General features: G+C 43.1%; 12 protein-coding genes, 1 pseudogene and 1 riboswitch. Of the genes and pseudogenes, 10 read left to right on the forward strand and 3 right to left on the reverse strand.

Annotated features, from left to right (window positions below; genetic code table 11):
- Positions 1-85 precede the first annotated feature (85 nt).
- The 5 genes from cobJ (at position 86) to cbiD (ending at position 7,177) form a co-directional block, all read left to right on the forward strand.
- The gene (cobJ, locus tag Q0465_RS03140; protein WP_298612684.1) at positions 86-1,552 is read left to right on the forward strand and encodes a precorrin-3B C(17)-methyltransferase; all 1,467 of its coding nucleotides are present in this window, start codon (positions 86-88) and stop codon (positions 1,550-1,552) included.
- Between the two features lie 117 nt (positions 1,553-1,669).
- Complete coding sequence (locus Q0465_RS03145; protein ID WP_298612686.1) at positions 1,670-2,299, forward strand: CatA-like O-acetyltransferase; 630 nt, start codon at positions 1,670-1,672, stop codon at positions 2,297-2,299.
- Positions 2,300-2,309: 10 nt separating this feature from the next.
- The gene (cbiE, locus tag Q0465_RS03150) at positions 2,310-3,500 is read left to right on the forward strand and encodes a precorrin-6y C5,15-methyltransferase (decarboxylating) subunit CbiE (RefSeq protein WP_298612688.1); all 1,191 of its coding nucleotides are present in this window, start codon (positions 2,310-2,312) and stop codon (positions 3,498-3,500) included.
- Between the two features lie 15 nt (positions 3,501-3,515).
- Positions 3,516-5,339: a precorrin-4 C(11)-methyltransferase gene (gene cobM / locus Q0465_RS03155; protein ID WP_298612982.1), complete on the forward strand. Its 1,824-nt coding sequence runs from the start codon at positions 3,516-3,518 to the stop codon at positions 5,337-5,339.
- A 47-nt stretch (positions 5,340-5,386) separates the two neighbouring features.
- On the forward strand, positions 5,387-7,177 hold the full coding sequence (gene cbiD / locus Q0465_RS03160) for a cobalt-precorrin-5B (C(1))-methyltransferase CbiD (RefSeq protein WP_298612691.1): 1,791 nt from the start codon (positions 5,387-5,389) through the stop codon (positions 7,175-7,177).
- A 447-nt stretch (positions 7,178-7,624) separates the two neighbouring features.
- Here cbiD and Q0465_RS03165 read toward each other — a convergent pair.
- From Q0465_RS03165 to Q0465_RS03175, 3 genes and pseudogenes are all read right to left on the reverse strand, one after another.
- Positions 7,625-8,566: pseudogene (locus Q0465_RS03165) on the reverse strand (ABC transporter ATP-binding protein); the annotation flags it as partial.
- Positions 8,559-9,602 (reverse strand): iron ABC transporter permease, encoded by a 1,044-nt coding sequence (locus tag Q0465_RS03170; RefSeq protein ID WP_298612696.1) that lies wholly within the window; start codon positions 9,600-9,602, stop codon positions 8,559-8,561. The gene Q0465_RS03170 and the pseudogene Q0465_RS03165, both read right to left, overlap by 8 nt.
- A gap of 6 nt (positions 9,603-9,608) precedes the next feature.
- Positions 9,609-10,757, reverse strand: coding sequence for an ABC transporter substrate-binding protein (locus tag Q0465_RS03175; protein WP_298612698.1), 1,149 nt, complete (start codon positions 10,755-10,757; stop codon positions 9,609-9,611).
- A gap of 25 nt (positions 10,758-10,782) precedes the next feature.
- Positions 10,783-10,977: riboswitch (cobalamin riboswitch) on the reverse strand.
- A gap of 73 nt (positions 10,978-11,050) precedes the next feature.
- Here Q0465_RS03175 and cobI point away from each other — a divergent pair.
- From cobI to Q0465_RS03200, 5 genes are all read left to right on the forward strand, one after another.
- Positions 11,051-11,752 carry a precorrin-2 C(20)-methyltransferase gene (gene cobI / locus Q0465_RS03180; RefSeq protein WP_298612701.1) on the forward strand — a complete coding sequence of 234 codons (702 nt, stop codon included), beginning with the start codon at positions 11,051-11,053 and terminating at the stop codon, positions 11,750-11,752.
- A 41-nt stretch (positions 11,753-11,793) separates the two neighbouring features.
- Positions 11,794-12,387: a DUF2284 domain-containing protein gene (locus Q0465_RS03185; protein ID WP_298612703.1), complete on the forward strand. Its 594-nt coding sequence runs from the start codon at positions 11,794-11,796 to the stop codon at positions 12,385-12,387.
- Positions 12,388-12,571: 184 nt separating this feature from the next.
- The gene (locus Q0465_RS03190; RefSeq protein WP_298612705.1) at positions 12,572-13,477 is read left to right on the forward strand and encodes a cation diffusion facilitator family transporter; all 906 of its coding nucleotides are present in this window, start codon (positions 12,572-12,574) and stop codon (positions 13,475-13,477) included.
- A gap of 316 nt (positions 13,478-13,793) precedes the next feature.
- Positions 13,794-14,804, forward strand: coding sequence for an AI-2E family transporter (locus Q0465_RS03195; protein ID WP_298612708.1), 1,011 nt, complete (start codon positions 13,794-13,796; stop codon positions 14,802-14,804).
- A gap of 258 nt (positions 14,805-15,062) precedes the next feature.
- The gene (locus tag Q0465_RS03200) at positions 15,063-16,031 is read left to right on the forward strand and encodes a manganese catalase family protein (RefSeq protein WP_298612710.1); all 969 of its coding nucleotides are present in this window, start codon (positions 15,063-15,065) and stop codon (positions 16,029-16,031) included.
- The last annotated feature ends 66 nt before the right edge of the window (positions 16,032-16,097 follow it).

Below are 16,097 nucleotides of genomic sequence, written 5' to 3' on the forward strand. Positions count from 1 at the left end.
TGTCAGAAGCAACCTTCTCGCTTTTGACATATTCTTTTTCGTTCAAAATATTAACTTTGTCGGAAAATAGAAATACGAATATAAAATGGGAAAAATATTTGTTGCCGGAATCGGTCCGGGCTGTGAAGAAGATATTACCCCTGCGGTGCGTGCGGCTATTGCTCTGTCGGATGTGGTGGTCGGGTATAAATATTATTTTGCTTTTATCCGGGAATTGGTCAAAGAGGGAGGAGAGTGTATAGATTCCGGGATGCGTAGAGAAAGGGAACGGGCGTCTCTTGCATTTGAATATGCAGAACAGGGTAAAACGGTATGTGTGGTGAGTTCGGGGGATGCCGGAATTTACGGGATGGCTCCTTTGATTTGGGAGATGAAGCGGGAACGGAATGCTGAGACAGAGATCGAAGTTCTACCCGGGATCAGTGCTTTTCAGAAAGCTGCGGCATTGTTAGGAGCCCCGATAGGACATGATTTCTGTGTCATCTCATTGTCTGATTTACTGACTCCCTGGGAGAAAATAGAGCAGCGGATCAGGGCAGCGGCTACAGCCGATTTTATAACCGCTGTTTACAATCCTAAGAGCGAAGGGCGTTATTGGCAATTATACCGTTTGAAAGAAATTTTTCTGCAGGAACGGGCTGCAAATACTCCGGTTGGTTTTGTACGGCAGGCCGGAAGAGCGGATGAAGAGGTAAAACTGACAACTTTGGATGATTTTGATCCGGAACAGGTAGATATGTTTACCGTGGTATTGATCGGAAACAGCCAATCGTATTTGTGGCGGGATAAATTTATCACCCCCCGGGGATATTATACAAGCATAGCACCCGGGGACGGGGGTAAGGTGCTATCCGTAGAGATGGTTCAGGAGAACGGAAGTGGCGGGGTTTCTCTTTCCGGCATCAAGCCCGGGCAAGAAATCATGATGCGGAGTTTTCGTACCATTGCTTCCGAACTGAAAAATCCGGATCTCCCGTTGGATCGTAAATGGGCGTTGCTTCACGCTATCCATACGACGGCCGATTTTGATATGGAAAATATTTTTTATGCGGACGAAGGAAGTGTCGGGAGATTATACAAAGCTTTGAGTGAAAGGGAAGTGGATACAATTATTACAGATGTAACCATGGTCGCTTCGGGGATTCGCAAAGGAGCTTTGGAGCGTTTGGGAGTAAAGGTAAAGTGTTATCTGGATGATTCCAGAATAAAAGAAATGGCGTCGGAATTGAATATTACCCGTACGCAAGCCGGCATCCGTTTGGCTGTTGAGGAACATCCGAATGCTCTGTATGTTTTTGGAAATGCTCCGACTGCTCTTATGGAATTGTGCCGCCTGATCCGGCAGGGAAAAGCAAAACCGTTGGGAGTAATTGGTGCTCCGGTAGGTTTTGTAAATGTAAAAGAATCCAAACACATGCTGAAATCTTTTACTGACATCCCTAAAATAATCATTGAAGGGCGCAAGGGGGGAAGTAATCTGGCGGCTACGCTCGTGAATGCTGTTTTGTGTTTTGATGATGCAAAAGATTTATTTCCGGGGAGAGACCTTTAAATAAGGTATTCCATCCAGTCAGGAAACGGGTGAGCGGTAGGTATTAAAACAGGGAACTTTCATAAACCGGCATAAGGACTGGTGAATTAACTTTTAAAATAAAAATAAATCGGATATATGAGGCGGGTCATTGATATAGACACTTGGAAACGGAAAGAAGAATATTTATTTTTCAGGACTTTTTTCAATCCTATGGTAGCGGTAACGGTTGAAGTGGATTGTACCCGGGCATACGAAAGAGCGAAAAAACAAAAAATTTCGTTTGCTTTGTATTATCTGCATGCGGCTCTTGTGGCTGCCAACCGTATCGAAGAATTCCGGTACCGACAGGAGGGGGAGGAAGTGGTATTATACGACCGGATTGACCTGTTTACGCCTGTTTTAACTGCAGATGGAAGTTATCGTTCAGTGCTATTACCTGCAGAAGAAAAGTGGGAAGTCTTTCAGGAAAAAGCAAGTCCCCTTGTGGAGGCGGCTAAGCGGGGAGAAGGGCAGGCTCACAGTGAAAAGGAACATGGCCGGAATATTCTTTTGATTAGTGTTAATCCCTGGTATCGCTTTACGAGTGTACAATTGTCAATTCCTTCAGAGCCGCATACCAATATTCCTATTTTTACATTTGGAAAGGTGGTTCTGGAACAGGGGAAACGGATGATGCCGGTATCTTTGTCTGTGAACCACGGCTTTGTCAGTGGTTATCAGATTGGTTGTTTCCTTCAGGAATTCCAGAAATTGCTTGACCGTTAACGACAAAAATATGAAATTTTATATTATCGGATTAGAAGACAGTCCTTCTCCCGTTTTCAGTAAGGAAGTACTCTTTGCAATAAAAAGCCATCGTATTTTTTCCGGGGGCAAGAGGCATTATGAGTTGGTTGCTTCTTTGCTTCCGGCGGACCGGGTATGGATAGATATAAAAGTGCCTTTACAAGAAGTGTTCCAGACTTATGCGGCCTATGAAGAGATTGTCGTTTTTGCTTCCGGGGATCCTTTATTTTTTGGTTTTGCCAATACCATACGTAAATACCTGCCGGGGGCTGTTCTCCGGGTATATCCTTGTTTTAATTCTTTGCAGGTATTGGCTCACCGGCTGATATTGCCTTATCAGGATATGTATATGGTTTCCTTGACGGGACGTCCTTGGCATGAATTTGATAAAGCTCTGATAGAAGGAAAGGAGAAAATCGGAGTACTGACGGATCACCGGCATACGCCGGCGGCTATTGCGGAGCGGATGCTGACCTATGGATACGATAATTACCGGATGACGGTTGGCGAAAAACTGGGGAATCCGGGGGAGTCCGTCCGGCAATGGAAACTGGAGGAAGCTGCTATACAAAAGTTCGATAATCCGAATTGTCTGATTCTTGAAAGAATAGCTCTCCGGCAGCGTTTCTTTGGTATACCGGAGGAAACATTTTATCTGTTGAATGGAAGAGAACGGATGATCACGAAAATGCCGGTTCGTCTGTTGACATTGAGCCGGTTGGATCTCTATCAGCGGCATTATTTCTGGGATGTCGGTTTTTGTACCGGTTCGGTATCCATAGAAGCTAAATTACAGTTCCCGCATTTGCATATTACGGCCTTTGAGTGTCGGGAAGAAGGGAGGGAATTAATGGAAAAAAATAGCCGTAAATTCGGCGCTCCCGGAATAGAAGCGGTAATAGCCGATTTCCTGGAGGTAGACTTGTCTGAATATGAGTGTCCTGATGCCGTATTTCTGGGTGGATATGGGGGACAGATGGAAGCAATGCTCAGAAAAATCATCCGGAAAATGAAGGCGGGAGGGATATTGGTGTTTAATGCCGTATCGGAAGAAAGCCTTCGTTCGTTTGAAGAAATTGTCGTTGGATTAGGCCTGCAGATTGAAATGCGGGACCGGGTCGCTTTGAATGAGTATAACCCGATTGTGGTGATCCGGGCAAAGAAGATCGTCCAGATTTAAAAGAAAAACAGAATGATGAAAACAGCAATTATTATTTTGTCTGATAAAGGAGAAGAAATTGTTCAGGTACTGAGAAAGGAGATCGAGGCAGACATATTTTCGCTACAGGAAAGGAAGAATACCTTACCAATTAAAACCTTAGGAAAATTCGTGAAGGAAAACTTTACTCATTACTCTGCCTGGATTTTTATTGGAGCTTTAGGAATTTCTGTAAGGACGATCGCTCCTTACATTCAATCGAAATATACCGATCCGGCTGTGGTTTGTATTGACTCTACGGGACGTTATGTAATTCCGGTTTTATCCGGACACCTGGGGGGGGCAAATGAACTGGCCTGTCGGCTGGCAAGATGTCTGGGAGCTGAGGCCGTTGTTACGACTCAGAGCGATAATACGGGGCTCTGGGCTTTGGATGTTTTGGGAAAAGAGAAAGGATGGGAAACGGAGCATTCCTTGCCGATGAATCAATTGATTGCTTCTTTTGTCAACGGGAAACCTGCTGCATTACTACTGGATGTCCGGAATGATGGGACTGTGGAACTGGAACGGACTGTTCCGGCCTATGTGGATATATATTACAGACGGGAAGCAATTCCGGAAGAGAAATATGAATTGATCATTGCAGTAACTCCGTTTATTTATGAATTCAGTAAACCGGTTTTATACTATCGTCCGAAAGTATTACATCTGGGTATAGGTTGCCGGAAAGATTGCAGTTCCGCCGGGGTTAAGGAATATATAGAAACGGATCTAAAACGTCATCATCTTTCTGCCGGGTCCATTCAAGTCCTTGCTACGATTGATTTGAAAAAGGGAGAGCCTTTGATTCACGATTTAGCAAAAGCGTGGAAAGCGGATCTCCGGATTTACCTTCCGGAACAATTGAAAGGTATAGAAGTACCTCATCCCTCGGAAAAAGTATTTGAAGTGACAGGGGTATACGGAGTAGCGGAACCGGCAGCATTAAAGAGTGCCGGAAATACTGTATTATTGATTGAAAAACAGAGGGGATGCCTGAAGGAGGATAATCATTTTACCTATGCTATAGCTTTGGAGAAAACTGCGGAACGGGGTGGTTTTATCGAGATTGTCGGTGCAGGGCCGGGGGATCCGGAATTGATTTCTGTAAAAGGGAAGCGAATGTTGGAAGAGGCGGATTTGATTTTATATGCCGGTAGTCTGGTACCGGTGGAATTGACTTATTACGCTAAGGCTGGCGCCACTGTGCGGAGTTCGGCTTCTATGACGCTGGAAGAACAGTTTGCCTTGATGAAAAAATTTTATGATAAAGGATTGTTTGTCGTGCGTTTGCATACGGGTGATCCTTGTATCTACGGAGCTATTCAGGAGCAAATGGCGTTTTTTGATCACTATGGAATGCGTTATCATATTACCCCTGGTATCTCTTCGTTTTTAGCGGCGGCGGCGGCATTGCGCTCTCAGTTTACTATTCCGGAAAAGACCCAGACCATTATTTTGACCCGGGGGGAGGGGCGTACTCCTATGCCGGAGAGGGAAAAATTGCATTTGCTGGCCCGTTCACAGAGTACAATGTGTATATTCCTGAGTGCTTCCATTGCTGAAGAGGTTCAAAACGAGTTATTACAGCATTATCCACCGGAGACTCCTGTGGCTGTATGTTATCATTTGACCTGGAAAGATGAGAAAATATTCAGGGGAAAATTGGGGAATCTGGCAGCGATCGTAAACGAAAATCAGTTGACCTTGACGACAATGATTGTCGTGGGAGAATCTATAGATAACCGGAACGGATTATCTAAATTGTATTGCGGGCATTTTACTCATCTCTATCGGCAGGGAAAAGATACAAGCAATTAGTTCGTTTTAGTTTGCAGCATTTCCGATGAAAATTTAATAAAGAAATTGTGATTTTAGTATTTGGAGGAACGACGGAAGGACGAATTGTCCTACAGCTGTTGGATGGAGCCGGGAAAAAGTATTATTACTCGACGAAAGGGGAGCGGCAGCGGGTGGAGAGTCATTCTGCGGAACGGCTTACCGGAGGTATGGATGCTACTGGCATTGTTTCCTTTTGCCGGGAAAAAGGGATCGGATTACTGGTAGACGCGGCCCATCCTTTTGCGGTACAATTGCGGGAAAATATAAGGCAGGCAGCTATGGAACTGGATATACCTGTCATACGTTATGAGCGGACGTATCCTCCCCGGGATACTTCTTTTGTCTGGTGTGAGTCGTGGGCGGAAATAATTGCTTTTCTCCGCAGTCGGAATATCGGGAATCTGCTGGCATTGACGGGGGTACAGACCATCCCCCGTCTGGAAGCGTATTGGCGGCAACATAATTGCTGGTTCCGGGTATGGGGCCGGGAACAGTCATTGCCTTTAGCAGAGAAATATAATTTCCCGGTAGACAGGCTATTGTATTATGAAGAGGGGGAAGAAGTGGGGAAACTGATAGAACGGATTCGTCCGGATGCCGTATTGACAAAAGAGAGTGGGACATCCGGTTTTTTCGAAGAGAAAGTGAGGGCGGCAGTAGCAAAAGGAATACCGGTAATCGTACTGAAACGCCCTTTAATCCCGGAGACTTTCTATATTGTCAGAGGAGAGAACGGTTTCCGGCATCAGTTAGAACGCTTGTTGCCAGGTTTTTTCCCTTTAAAAACAGGATATACTACGGGTAGTTGTGCCTGTGCGGCAGCAAAGGCTGCGTTAATAACTCTTTTAACGGGAAAAGTCATACAGAGCTGCCGGTTTACCTTGCCATGCGGAGAAGAAGTGGAATTACCGGTAAAGATTGGCAGAAAAGGAGAAGGAGAAGTGACTTATACCGTTATTAAAGATGCGGGAGATGATCCGGATGTTACCAACGGATGCGAAGTGAGTGCTACCGTGAATTTAAATACAGCCGGAGAGATTCGTTTTTTGCAGGGGGAAGGAGTGGGAAGAGTAACTTTGCCGGGTTTGGGGTTGGAAATGGGGGCCCCTGCCATAAATCCGGTTCCCCGCCGGATGATGCGGGAAGAGATTCAGAAACTGCTGACATTTTATAAAATTTCTGAGGGAGTGGACGTAACGCTTTCTGTAGCCGGAGGAAGAGAATTGGCCTTAAAGACCTTTAATCCCAAGCTCGGAATAGAAGGAGGGATTTCGATTATCGGGACGTCTGGTGTTGTAAAACCTTTTTCTGCAGAGGCTTTTATAGCTACTATCCGAAAAGAAATTCAGGTAGCCAGGGCTTTAGGATGTGCTCATATTGTCATTAATTCCGGAGCTAAAAGTGAGAGAATATTAAAGGAGCATTTTCCGGAATTACCGGTTCAGGCTTTTGTCCATTATGGAAATTATATAGGTAAAACCTTGGAAATAGCCGGAGAAGAGCAGATAGCCCGTATCACAATGGGTATTATGATCGGAAAAGCTGTAAAATTAGCGGAAGGCCACGGGGATACCCACAGTCGTCATGTACTGATGAACCGGGATTTTATCATTGCATTGGCTCAGGAAGCGGGAGCAGAGGAAGAAGTTCTGGAAAAAATAAGGCAGATTACATTAGCCCGGGAGCTCTGGCTGATACTTCCTCCCGCTCATCCTTTTTTCGATTTGCTGGTACAGAAATGTCAGGAGGTATGTACTCCTTTGTTTGGAAGCGGTTGTCTGGAAATAATTTTAATTCCGGAAACCGGTGAAGGATAGAATCTGAATTTATTCTTTGGAAACGGGGTATCGAATAAATCTTCATATAAATAACCGATCTTTTGCGCAAATGTGTTAAGATATAATGCTTCCGGAAAAGAAAAGTGCGGACCGGAATATTTGTTGGCTGAGACAGTTTCTTCCATAAAAATCCTTTTCACTCTGCCGGCCGGGAAACGGAGGCTTTTTCTTCGGAAAATGCTGACAAAGTCATTTTTATTGTATCCTCAATTGTCGCGTTTAGCAAAGCTGTTTACGGGGTAATTTCTTCTTCCGGAGATAAATCCATTATTTCATTCAGAATGAGATCTCCTCTTCCGATCCGGAGGGAACAGGTAAAGAAGTCTCTTGGTGCACCGGTTTTTTCTTGTAAATATTTAAATAAGCATCGGTTTCTTTGAGTAATTCTTCGATAGTCGTCACTTTAATCGGGGGATGCTGAGGAAAATGCAGTATAAATTCAGGGTTTCGCAATTCGCCGGTTTCTATCAGAATATCGGATTCTACCTTTCGGTCTGCCAGAATCCCGTTGCGTTGTAGAGCTTTACGAACCATAGCATATTTTTGTCCGTGTCCGTTGAGCCGGATGTTGTGCCGATAGTTATTTGTAATCCGGAAGAGTCCGGATTCCAAATCGAAAGTGATCCCTTTGCGGGCAAAAAAATTACTCAAATGGCCGCTTAATGCTAAATCTTCAGGAGTACCGGTTGTCAAACCGTTTATTTTATCCATTAACCAGATTTTATCGGCAATTTGAAGGGCTAATTCCAAATCATGGGTAGACAGGAAAATTGTTTTATCGGATTCACGGGAAAGTTGATGAAGTAATTGCATAATTTCGACCTTACTGGGAAAATCCAGGAAAGCGGTAGGTTCATCCAAAATGATTATCGGAGTTTGTTGTGCCAATGCTTTTGCGATCATTACTTTCTGTCGTTCTCCGTCGCTTAGGGTGTGTATCATCCGTTGGGCTAAAGGACGGATATTGACGATATCAATGGCATTTGCTACGATTTGTCGGTCATCAGGGCTGAGTTTTCCCCAGAATCCGGTGTAAGGACTACGGCCCATGCCCACTAACTCCATTACGCTCATATTGCGGATATCGCATTTTTCAGTTAAGACGATGCCCAATAAAGTGGAGAGTTCTTTGTCGGAATAAGTGCTCACGTCTTTTCCCAATAGATGAATTTTTCCTGCCAGTTTAGGCTGAAATGCCGAAAGCGTTCGCAGAAGGGTGGATTTCCCGACCCCGTTTGCCCCTAACAGACAAGTCAGTTCCTGACTGTAAATATCGGCATTGAGATTTTGGGCAACTGTTTTCTGACTTCCTTTCGATTTATAGCCGATAGAAAGATTTTGTACCGATATAGTGGCTCGTTTATTCATTCCATTCATTTTTACGTTTGCGGAATAAAACGGAAGCAACCACCGGGGCTCCGATCAGGGCTGTAACAGAATTTACCGGCAGTGCCCCTTCAAAACCGGGCATGCGGGCGATGAGATTGCAGAGTAAAGCCAGGGCTGCTCCCATGGTCAGGCTTGCCGGCATTAAAATACGATGATCTGAAGTCTGAAAAATCGCGCGGCAAAGATGAGGCACTGCCAGGCCTAAAAAGATAATGGGGCCGCAATAAGCTGTTACAATTGCAGTTAGTACTCCGGAACAGCTAATGACTTCTATACGGGCACGTTTTATGTTCAATCCCAGGTTACGGGCATATCCTTCTCCTAATAAGAGGAGATTCAGGGTTTTTACCAACAGAAACGACAGAGGAATAAGAATAACCATCAGAATGACAAAAAGAGTCATTTGATTACCGGATACCCGGGAAAAACTTCCCAGTCCCCAGATCACATAAGCTTTAATATCTTCTTCCACACTGAAGTATTTCAATACCCCAATGATGGCATTAGCGATGTAACCGATCATTACCCCTATAATTAACAAGGTGACATTCCCTTTGATTTTCCGGGAAGCAAAGACAATGAGGGACATAACTGCCAAGGCTCCTGAAATGGCTGCAACTGACAGGGCGACTTCCCCGATGAATCCCAGATGGCTGAGGGCAACCCCTCCTATACTTCCTGAAAATAACACGACAAAGGCTACTCCCAGACTGGCTCCGGAACTGATTCCTAATACGGAAGGGCCTGCTAACGGGTTGTGGAACACGGTCTGCATTTGTAAACCGCTGATAGACAGTCCTGCTCCTGCAACAAGTGCTGTCAATGCCTGTGGAAAGCGGGATTTCCAGATGATATTCTGCCAGGTCTCCGGTTCATTACCTCTGTCCAGAAGGATATTTCCGATCGAAGAAAGCGGAATAGATACCGATCCCCAAACCAGATTCAGAAATAAAAAGAAGAAGATGCAAAGGGTAATCAGAAAAATCCCAATACTGTTTTTACCCGGATATCTCATAATCGGCTATTCTTTTAATAAATGATAATAAACGGGAGTATAATCCGGTAACAATTCCGGATGAAATACTTTTATAAAATCGGAAAGCAAAATATCCGGTTCCATTGGCATTTCTTCGTAATAGGCTTTTTCCCGCATGTTGCAGTAAATGACACCTTTCTGGCGGAAAGCCCGGAAATCAGCATACCGGGCGTCCTGCGCTTTCAGTGCTTCATAGGAATAACTGCCCGGAAAACTGTTTAAAATCCGCCAATAGTCTGCTTTATCTGCTTGATTGTATACTGTTTCAAAATCCAAATTTATACCTCCTGAACGCAGGTCGTCTTTCAAAAAATAGTCGGCTCCGGCATCTTTGAAAACCTGAGCTAAAAAGCTGCGGCCTCCTACAGCATACCAGCTACCTCCGTGAATTTCTCCGCTCAGCACAACCGGTCGTTTTTTTGTATGGGCCGTTAATTTTTTTAAGTTATTATACCGTTTCTCAATGCTGTTGAAAATTTCGCTGGCTTCTTTTTCTTTTCCCGTCAGTAAACCGATGAGTTTGATCCATTCTGCCTGTCCCAGGGGAGTCGTTTCTTTATAACCCAGATGGGGTAACAGGGGAATATCCACTTCTTTCATGGCATCGTATCCGCCTTGCTTAAAAGGGGAAATCAGGATTACTTCCGGGGCCAGACTCATGATAATCTCCGGATCGAAATTCCCTTCAATACCGATTTTTTGTGTTTTCCCTTCTGCCATTTGTTGACGGATCAGATTGTTTCTGAGAAAACGGGTGCTGCTGATCCCCACTACTTTTTCGGTAGCGTTTAAACGGATAAAATTAGAAAGCTGCAAAGAAGTCATGCACACAAACCGGTTTACCGGGAGATCGAGAGGAATTATTCCTGACGGTATCCGGGGCTTTGTTCCCCTTTGACGGAGAGCGAAGCAATATTCATCACCTTTCTGGGACTGAGGATCCCGTATTCGTAACAAAATATAGTTTTTCCCGTATTCCAGCCTGAATCCTTCTGCATAACGGACTTCTAAAAGTGTTGCAGGATTTCCTGAAGTCAGTTCCTGGGGGCTAGGTGTTTGTTTACTGGTATTGGATTGGCAGCAGATAAAAAAACTACTGCATAATATAAAAATAAGAATAAAAAGACATTTCATTTTCTTTTCCTCCGAAAGATTAATTAATAATTGTTTACGAATCGGCAGGTTTTCTGACTTGTCATCTTTTCTCCTTCCCAAAGCGATTACTTCAGTGGATATTTTTCAAAAAGACCCGTCTTTAGGCGGTTAAGACTTTACAGCTGCGGGGACAGTTCCGGATTTTCACGGGATTCCCTTTTCTTTCCGTTAGGAAATTACCGACGCATGCGCAAAGATAGCATTAATATTTTGACCGTTTTTATTTTTTTTCTGATTTTTGCAGGGAAATAGGATCTATTCATTTTTGATTTATGAAAGGAAAAATTAGCGGTATTTCTTTAGGACCGGGAGAACCGGAATTGATTACGGTAAAAGCTTTAAAAGCTTTGCAGGCGGCAGATGTCATTTTTTGTCCGGCTACTGTACGGGAAAAAGAGAAGATAGAATCGAAGGCCGCCCGTATTTTGGAAGTTTTAGGCATAGACGGAGAGAAAATACGTCATTTTTATGTGCCTATGTCGACGGACCGGCGGGCGGTCAATAAAATATACGACGATGTTTGCCGGGAATTGGTAAAAAGGGCTGAATCCGGACAAAATGTAGCTGTAACGGCTGAAGGAGACGGGGGTTTTTATTCTTCGGCTAATTATATTTTTGAAAAATTAAGGCAACTGGGAAGCCCGGTAGAAATGGTTGCAGGTGTTCCTGCATTTATTGCTGCAGGAGCTTCCATCGGGTTACATATCGTCAGGCAACAGGAACGCATGTTGGTAATCCCCGGAAACCTTTCGGAAGAAGAACTGGAATCAGCACTCGCCCGCGGTTATACCGTGGTTATTATGAAAGTGCCTTTGGGCGAAGGCGTATTACGCTCTTATATGGTTCGTCATCCGGAGTATCGTTACTTTTATTTTGAACAGGTGGGGACGGAAGCGGAATACATTACTTCTGTTTATACCGAAATTCAGGATCATCCATTTACCTATTTTTCAATTTTGGTTATAAAACCGTAAAAAGGATAAGGAGATTTTTCCGGACAGTAAAACGTACTTTCATGAAGTATACACTCTTTTATCATTTTTATAAACTGCAGGCGGCAGACTATATCCGGAAGTACCGGGATCCGGAAAAGTTTCTGGCCTTTTGCCGGGCATGCGAACGCTATAACAGATGTTGGGTGTGTCCTCCTTATGAAGAGGATGCAGTTGCCGGGTTACAAGCTTATAAATATGTATACCTGATTGGAATTCAAATTATTCCTTTACAAAAGGAGAGATTGTATCCGATGCCGGAGCAGGAAAGTCAGAAAATTGTCCGGCATATGCTCGTAGAAGTAAGGGCTAAAACGGATCCCCGTTTGCGGGAACTGGAAATTGAATTTTCCGGTAGCCGGGCTTTTTATGCCGGTACCTGTCATTTATGTGCAGAACAGCAGTGCAGGAAAATTTGGAACTTGCCCTGTTGCCATCCGGATTTGATCCGTCCTTCCCTGGAAGCTTTGGGATTCGATTTGAGCCGTACAGCAGAGGAGTTATTTCACATTCCGTTGAAATGGGGTAAAACAGGGGAATGGCCGGACTATTGGATGCTTATCAGTGGTTTTTTTACCGTTTCAGAAGTGAATTTCCATACAGGAATTTTTGAGTGATTTTTGAGGATATATTTTTATTAAAAAAGATTTTAAGAATAATTCACCCTTTTCAGGGAGGGTCTGTTTGGGTTTTTACGTATATTTTTATTGTCCTTCGTTTAGGCAATAAATTGAAATAGCCAAACAGTCAGGAAATAATCAGTTCCATTTAATTTATTCCGGATAATTGAAAAAAGAAAGTATGGCACACGAACACAGACATGAGCATTCAGCTGAAATTGCTTCCTTAAATACGGCTTTTATCATAGGTATTGTACTGAATGCCGGGTTTGTCATAATTGAATTTATCGCCGGTTTTTGGTATGATTCTCTGGGATTGATTTCCGATGCCGGTCATAATTTGGGGGATGTTGCCAGTCTGGTTTTAGCTATGCTGGCATTTCGTCTGTCAAAAATTCATTCCAATACCCGGTATACTTATGGGTATAAAAAGAGTACCGTACTGGTATCCTTGCTGAATGCCGTCATCCTTCTCATTGCTGTCGGATTTATTTTAACGGAAAGTATTGAAAAATTATTCCATCCTCGGCCGGTGGATGGAGATGCTGTGGCGTGGGTTGCCGGAGCAGGGGTTATTGTCAATGCGGTAACTGCCTGGCTTTTTATGCGGGACAAAGAAAAGGACCTGAACGTAAAGGGAGCTTATCTTCATATGGCTGCAGATGCCCTGGTATCAATAGGGGTGGTTATTTCCGGTATCCTTATCCAGCATACAGGTTGGTATATTATTGATCCTTTGATTGGAATTGTCATTGTTATCATTATTGTATATTCTACCTGGGGATTATTGAGGGGAAGCCTGCGGCTTTCTTTGGATGGGGTTCCTATCGGAACAGATTACGAACATATCGGACAGACGATTGTTTCTGTTCCCGGAGTTAAAAGTATTCATCATATGCATATTTGGGCCTTGAGTACGACGGAGACGGCTTTAACTGTACATATCGTGGTTGAAAGTATGCAGCAGATGGACCCATTGAAATGTAAGATCAAATCGGTACTCCGGAAAGAAGGGATTGCTCATGCAACCCTGGAGTTCGAGACGATTGCCGGGCACTGTTCGGAAGAAGAATGTGATGCTGTCTAGTTTTGGTTATTTCCTCGTTTTTTGTGAGTAATTACCTCTTTATGGGGAAAAGTCGGAGTTTTTTCCCGAAAAATGGGGATGGACGGAAAAATTTTTCCCTTTTATCTTTGCTGCTGATTAAACAACTGGTTTTATTGATTCTCGATTATTGATGCGTGTAAAAAGCCATAGGAAGCCATATCCCTATGGCTTTTTCTATGGCAATAAATGAAGCTCAGGAGAGAGGCAGAATCAATATAAAAATTGTAAAAATGTAATCTTTTCCCGTGTTTTGCCGTTTATGTTTCATAGCGTTTTATAAATTAAATTTTAACCTATGAGCTTGAAAGAACAATATTGGAAATACTCACTTATTGTTATAATATTGCTTTTAGGAGTATTGATTTTCCTGAAAATAACTCCTTTTTTAGGAGGCATATTGGGGGCTATGACCGTTTATATTCTTTTACGGGAACATATGATTTACCTTACCGACCGGAGACATATCCGGAGGAGTATAGCTGCCCTGCTGATACTGATTGAAACGATTTTGTGTTTTTTAATTCCTTTGTCATTGATAATCTGGATGTTTGTGAATAAATTCCAGGATGCTAATTTGAATCCGCTGAGTATTATCGATCCGATCACAAAGGTATCGAACGTGATTCAGGAAAAAACGGGTTATAATTTAATGAGTAAAGCCAATATAAATTCCATATTTGCTCTTTTACCCCGGATAGGGCAGGTGTTGATGGAAAGTATTACCAGTTTTGCCATCAATGTTTTGGTATTACTTTTTGTCCTTTATTTTATGCTTATCGGTGGAAAGAAAATGGAAAATTATGTAAATGATTTATTGCCTTTTAACCGGCGGAATAAAAAAGATATTTTGCGGGAGTTTCACATGGTCGTCAAATCGAATGCAATCGGTGTTCCTTTGTTGGCCATTATTCAGGGGGCTGCTGCAGCAATCGGATATTTGATTTTTGGGGCCCCGGCTCCTCTGTTATGGGGTGTTATTTCCTGTTTTGCGACCATCATCCCGGTGATCGGGACGGCTATTGTATGGGTTCCTCTGGCTTTGTATATGGGGGTTACCGGAGATTGGGGGAATGCTATTGGACTGGCTATTTATGCAGTGATTGTGATTTCGAATGTAGACAATCTGGTGCGTTCTATTATGCAAAAAAGGATGGCGGATACGCATCCTTTGATAACGATTTTTGGTGTTATCATTGGATTGGCTTTATTTGGCTTTATGGGCGTTATTTTCGGACCATTATTACTGGCCATATTTGCTTTGTGTGTTCAGATTTTTAAAGAGGAGTATCTGGAGAAAGAAGACTGAAGTGCACGGCTCTCCCTATTGTTTCTAAATATTAAACGATATAAAAACACTGGAATAATAGTTTGCGTTTCATAAATTGTTGGAACACAATGGGCTAATATTGCGTATTTATGGGAGTAAATTGGAAATGAAATAAAAAGTTGAAAAAAGGCGGTTTTTGAAGTTTCCGGTGATTCGGTTTAGCGAGTTACAGCAGGAACGGTAAACAATACGTAAGAGGGATCGAACGGGATCAATATTAACCTAAATCTAAATATTATGTTTTATCATTCTAAAGAATTACAATTTAATGCACGTGTATCCAAGCCGGATCCGCGTTTTGCACGTTTACTACTGGAGCAATTCGGTGGGGGAAATGGAGAGTTGAAAGCGTCTATGCAGTATTTTGTACAGGCATTTTGTTGTAGAGACCCTTATCCTGATAAATACGATATGTTGATGGATATTGCAACGGAAGAATTAGGGCATTTGGAGATTGTCGGAGCTACTATACAGATGCTGCTGGCCGGAGTGAATGGAGAATTGAAAAATGCTGCAGATCGTACAGAGACGATGAAAATGCTGGAAGGGAAGGTTTCTAAAGAAAATTTTATACATGAAGCTGTTTTTAATCCGCAGTTTGTCGTCCTTTCCGGAGGCGGTCCATTGCTTACGGACAGCAACGGGAATCCCTGGTCCGGAGCCTATGTCAATGCCGACGGAGACCTGACTGTAGACTTGCGTTCCAATATTGCAGCAGAGTCCCGTGCTAAAATTGTATATGAATATTTGCTTCAGTTTACAGATGATCCGGACGTGATTGCTACCCTTAATTTTTTGATGACCAGGGAAGTTGCTCATTTCCAACAATTTGAAGCTGCTTTGAATACCATTAAACCGAATTTCCCTCCCGGGGTTTTGCAGAGTGATCCGCGTTATAGTAATTTATACTATAATAATTCCGCAGGGGAAGACGCAAGGGGACCTTGGAATGAAGGTAGCAGTACCCAATTCAATGAGACCTGGCAATATATAAATGATCCGAAAGAACACGTAGAATCTACCAACGGCTTACAGGATATCGAACTGAAAGGAACGGACAGAACGCTGGAATCGGTAGAAAGAGATGATCAGGAACTGAGTCGGGTAAGGAGTGAAGAAGTGAGTTCAGCTACTCCCAATAAAGATATCCAATGGAGTAATTATCCGGAATCACCCAAAGATAAACCCCGTAAACATAAAAGTTAAAAGGGAAATCTTTTTGTAGTGCTGTTTTCAAAAAACAGAAAATTACGCTTAAAATGAGCTGAGTTT

It is taken from the genome of uncultured Odoribacter sp., assembly GCF_937966165.1.
In the GTDB taxonomy this organism is placed as follows: Bacteria; Bacteroidota; Bacteroidia; order Bacteroidales; family Marinifilaceae; genus Culturomica.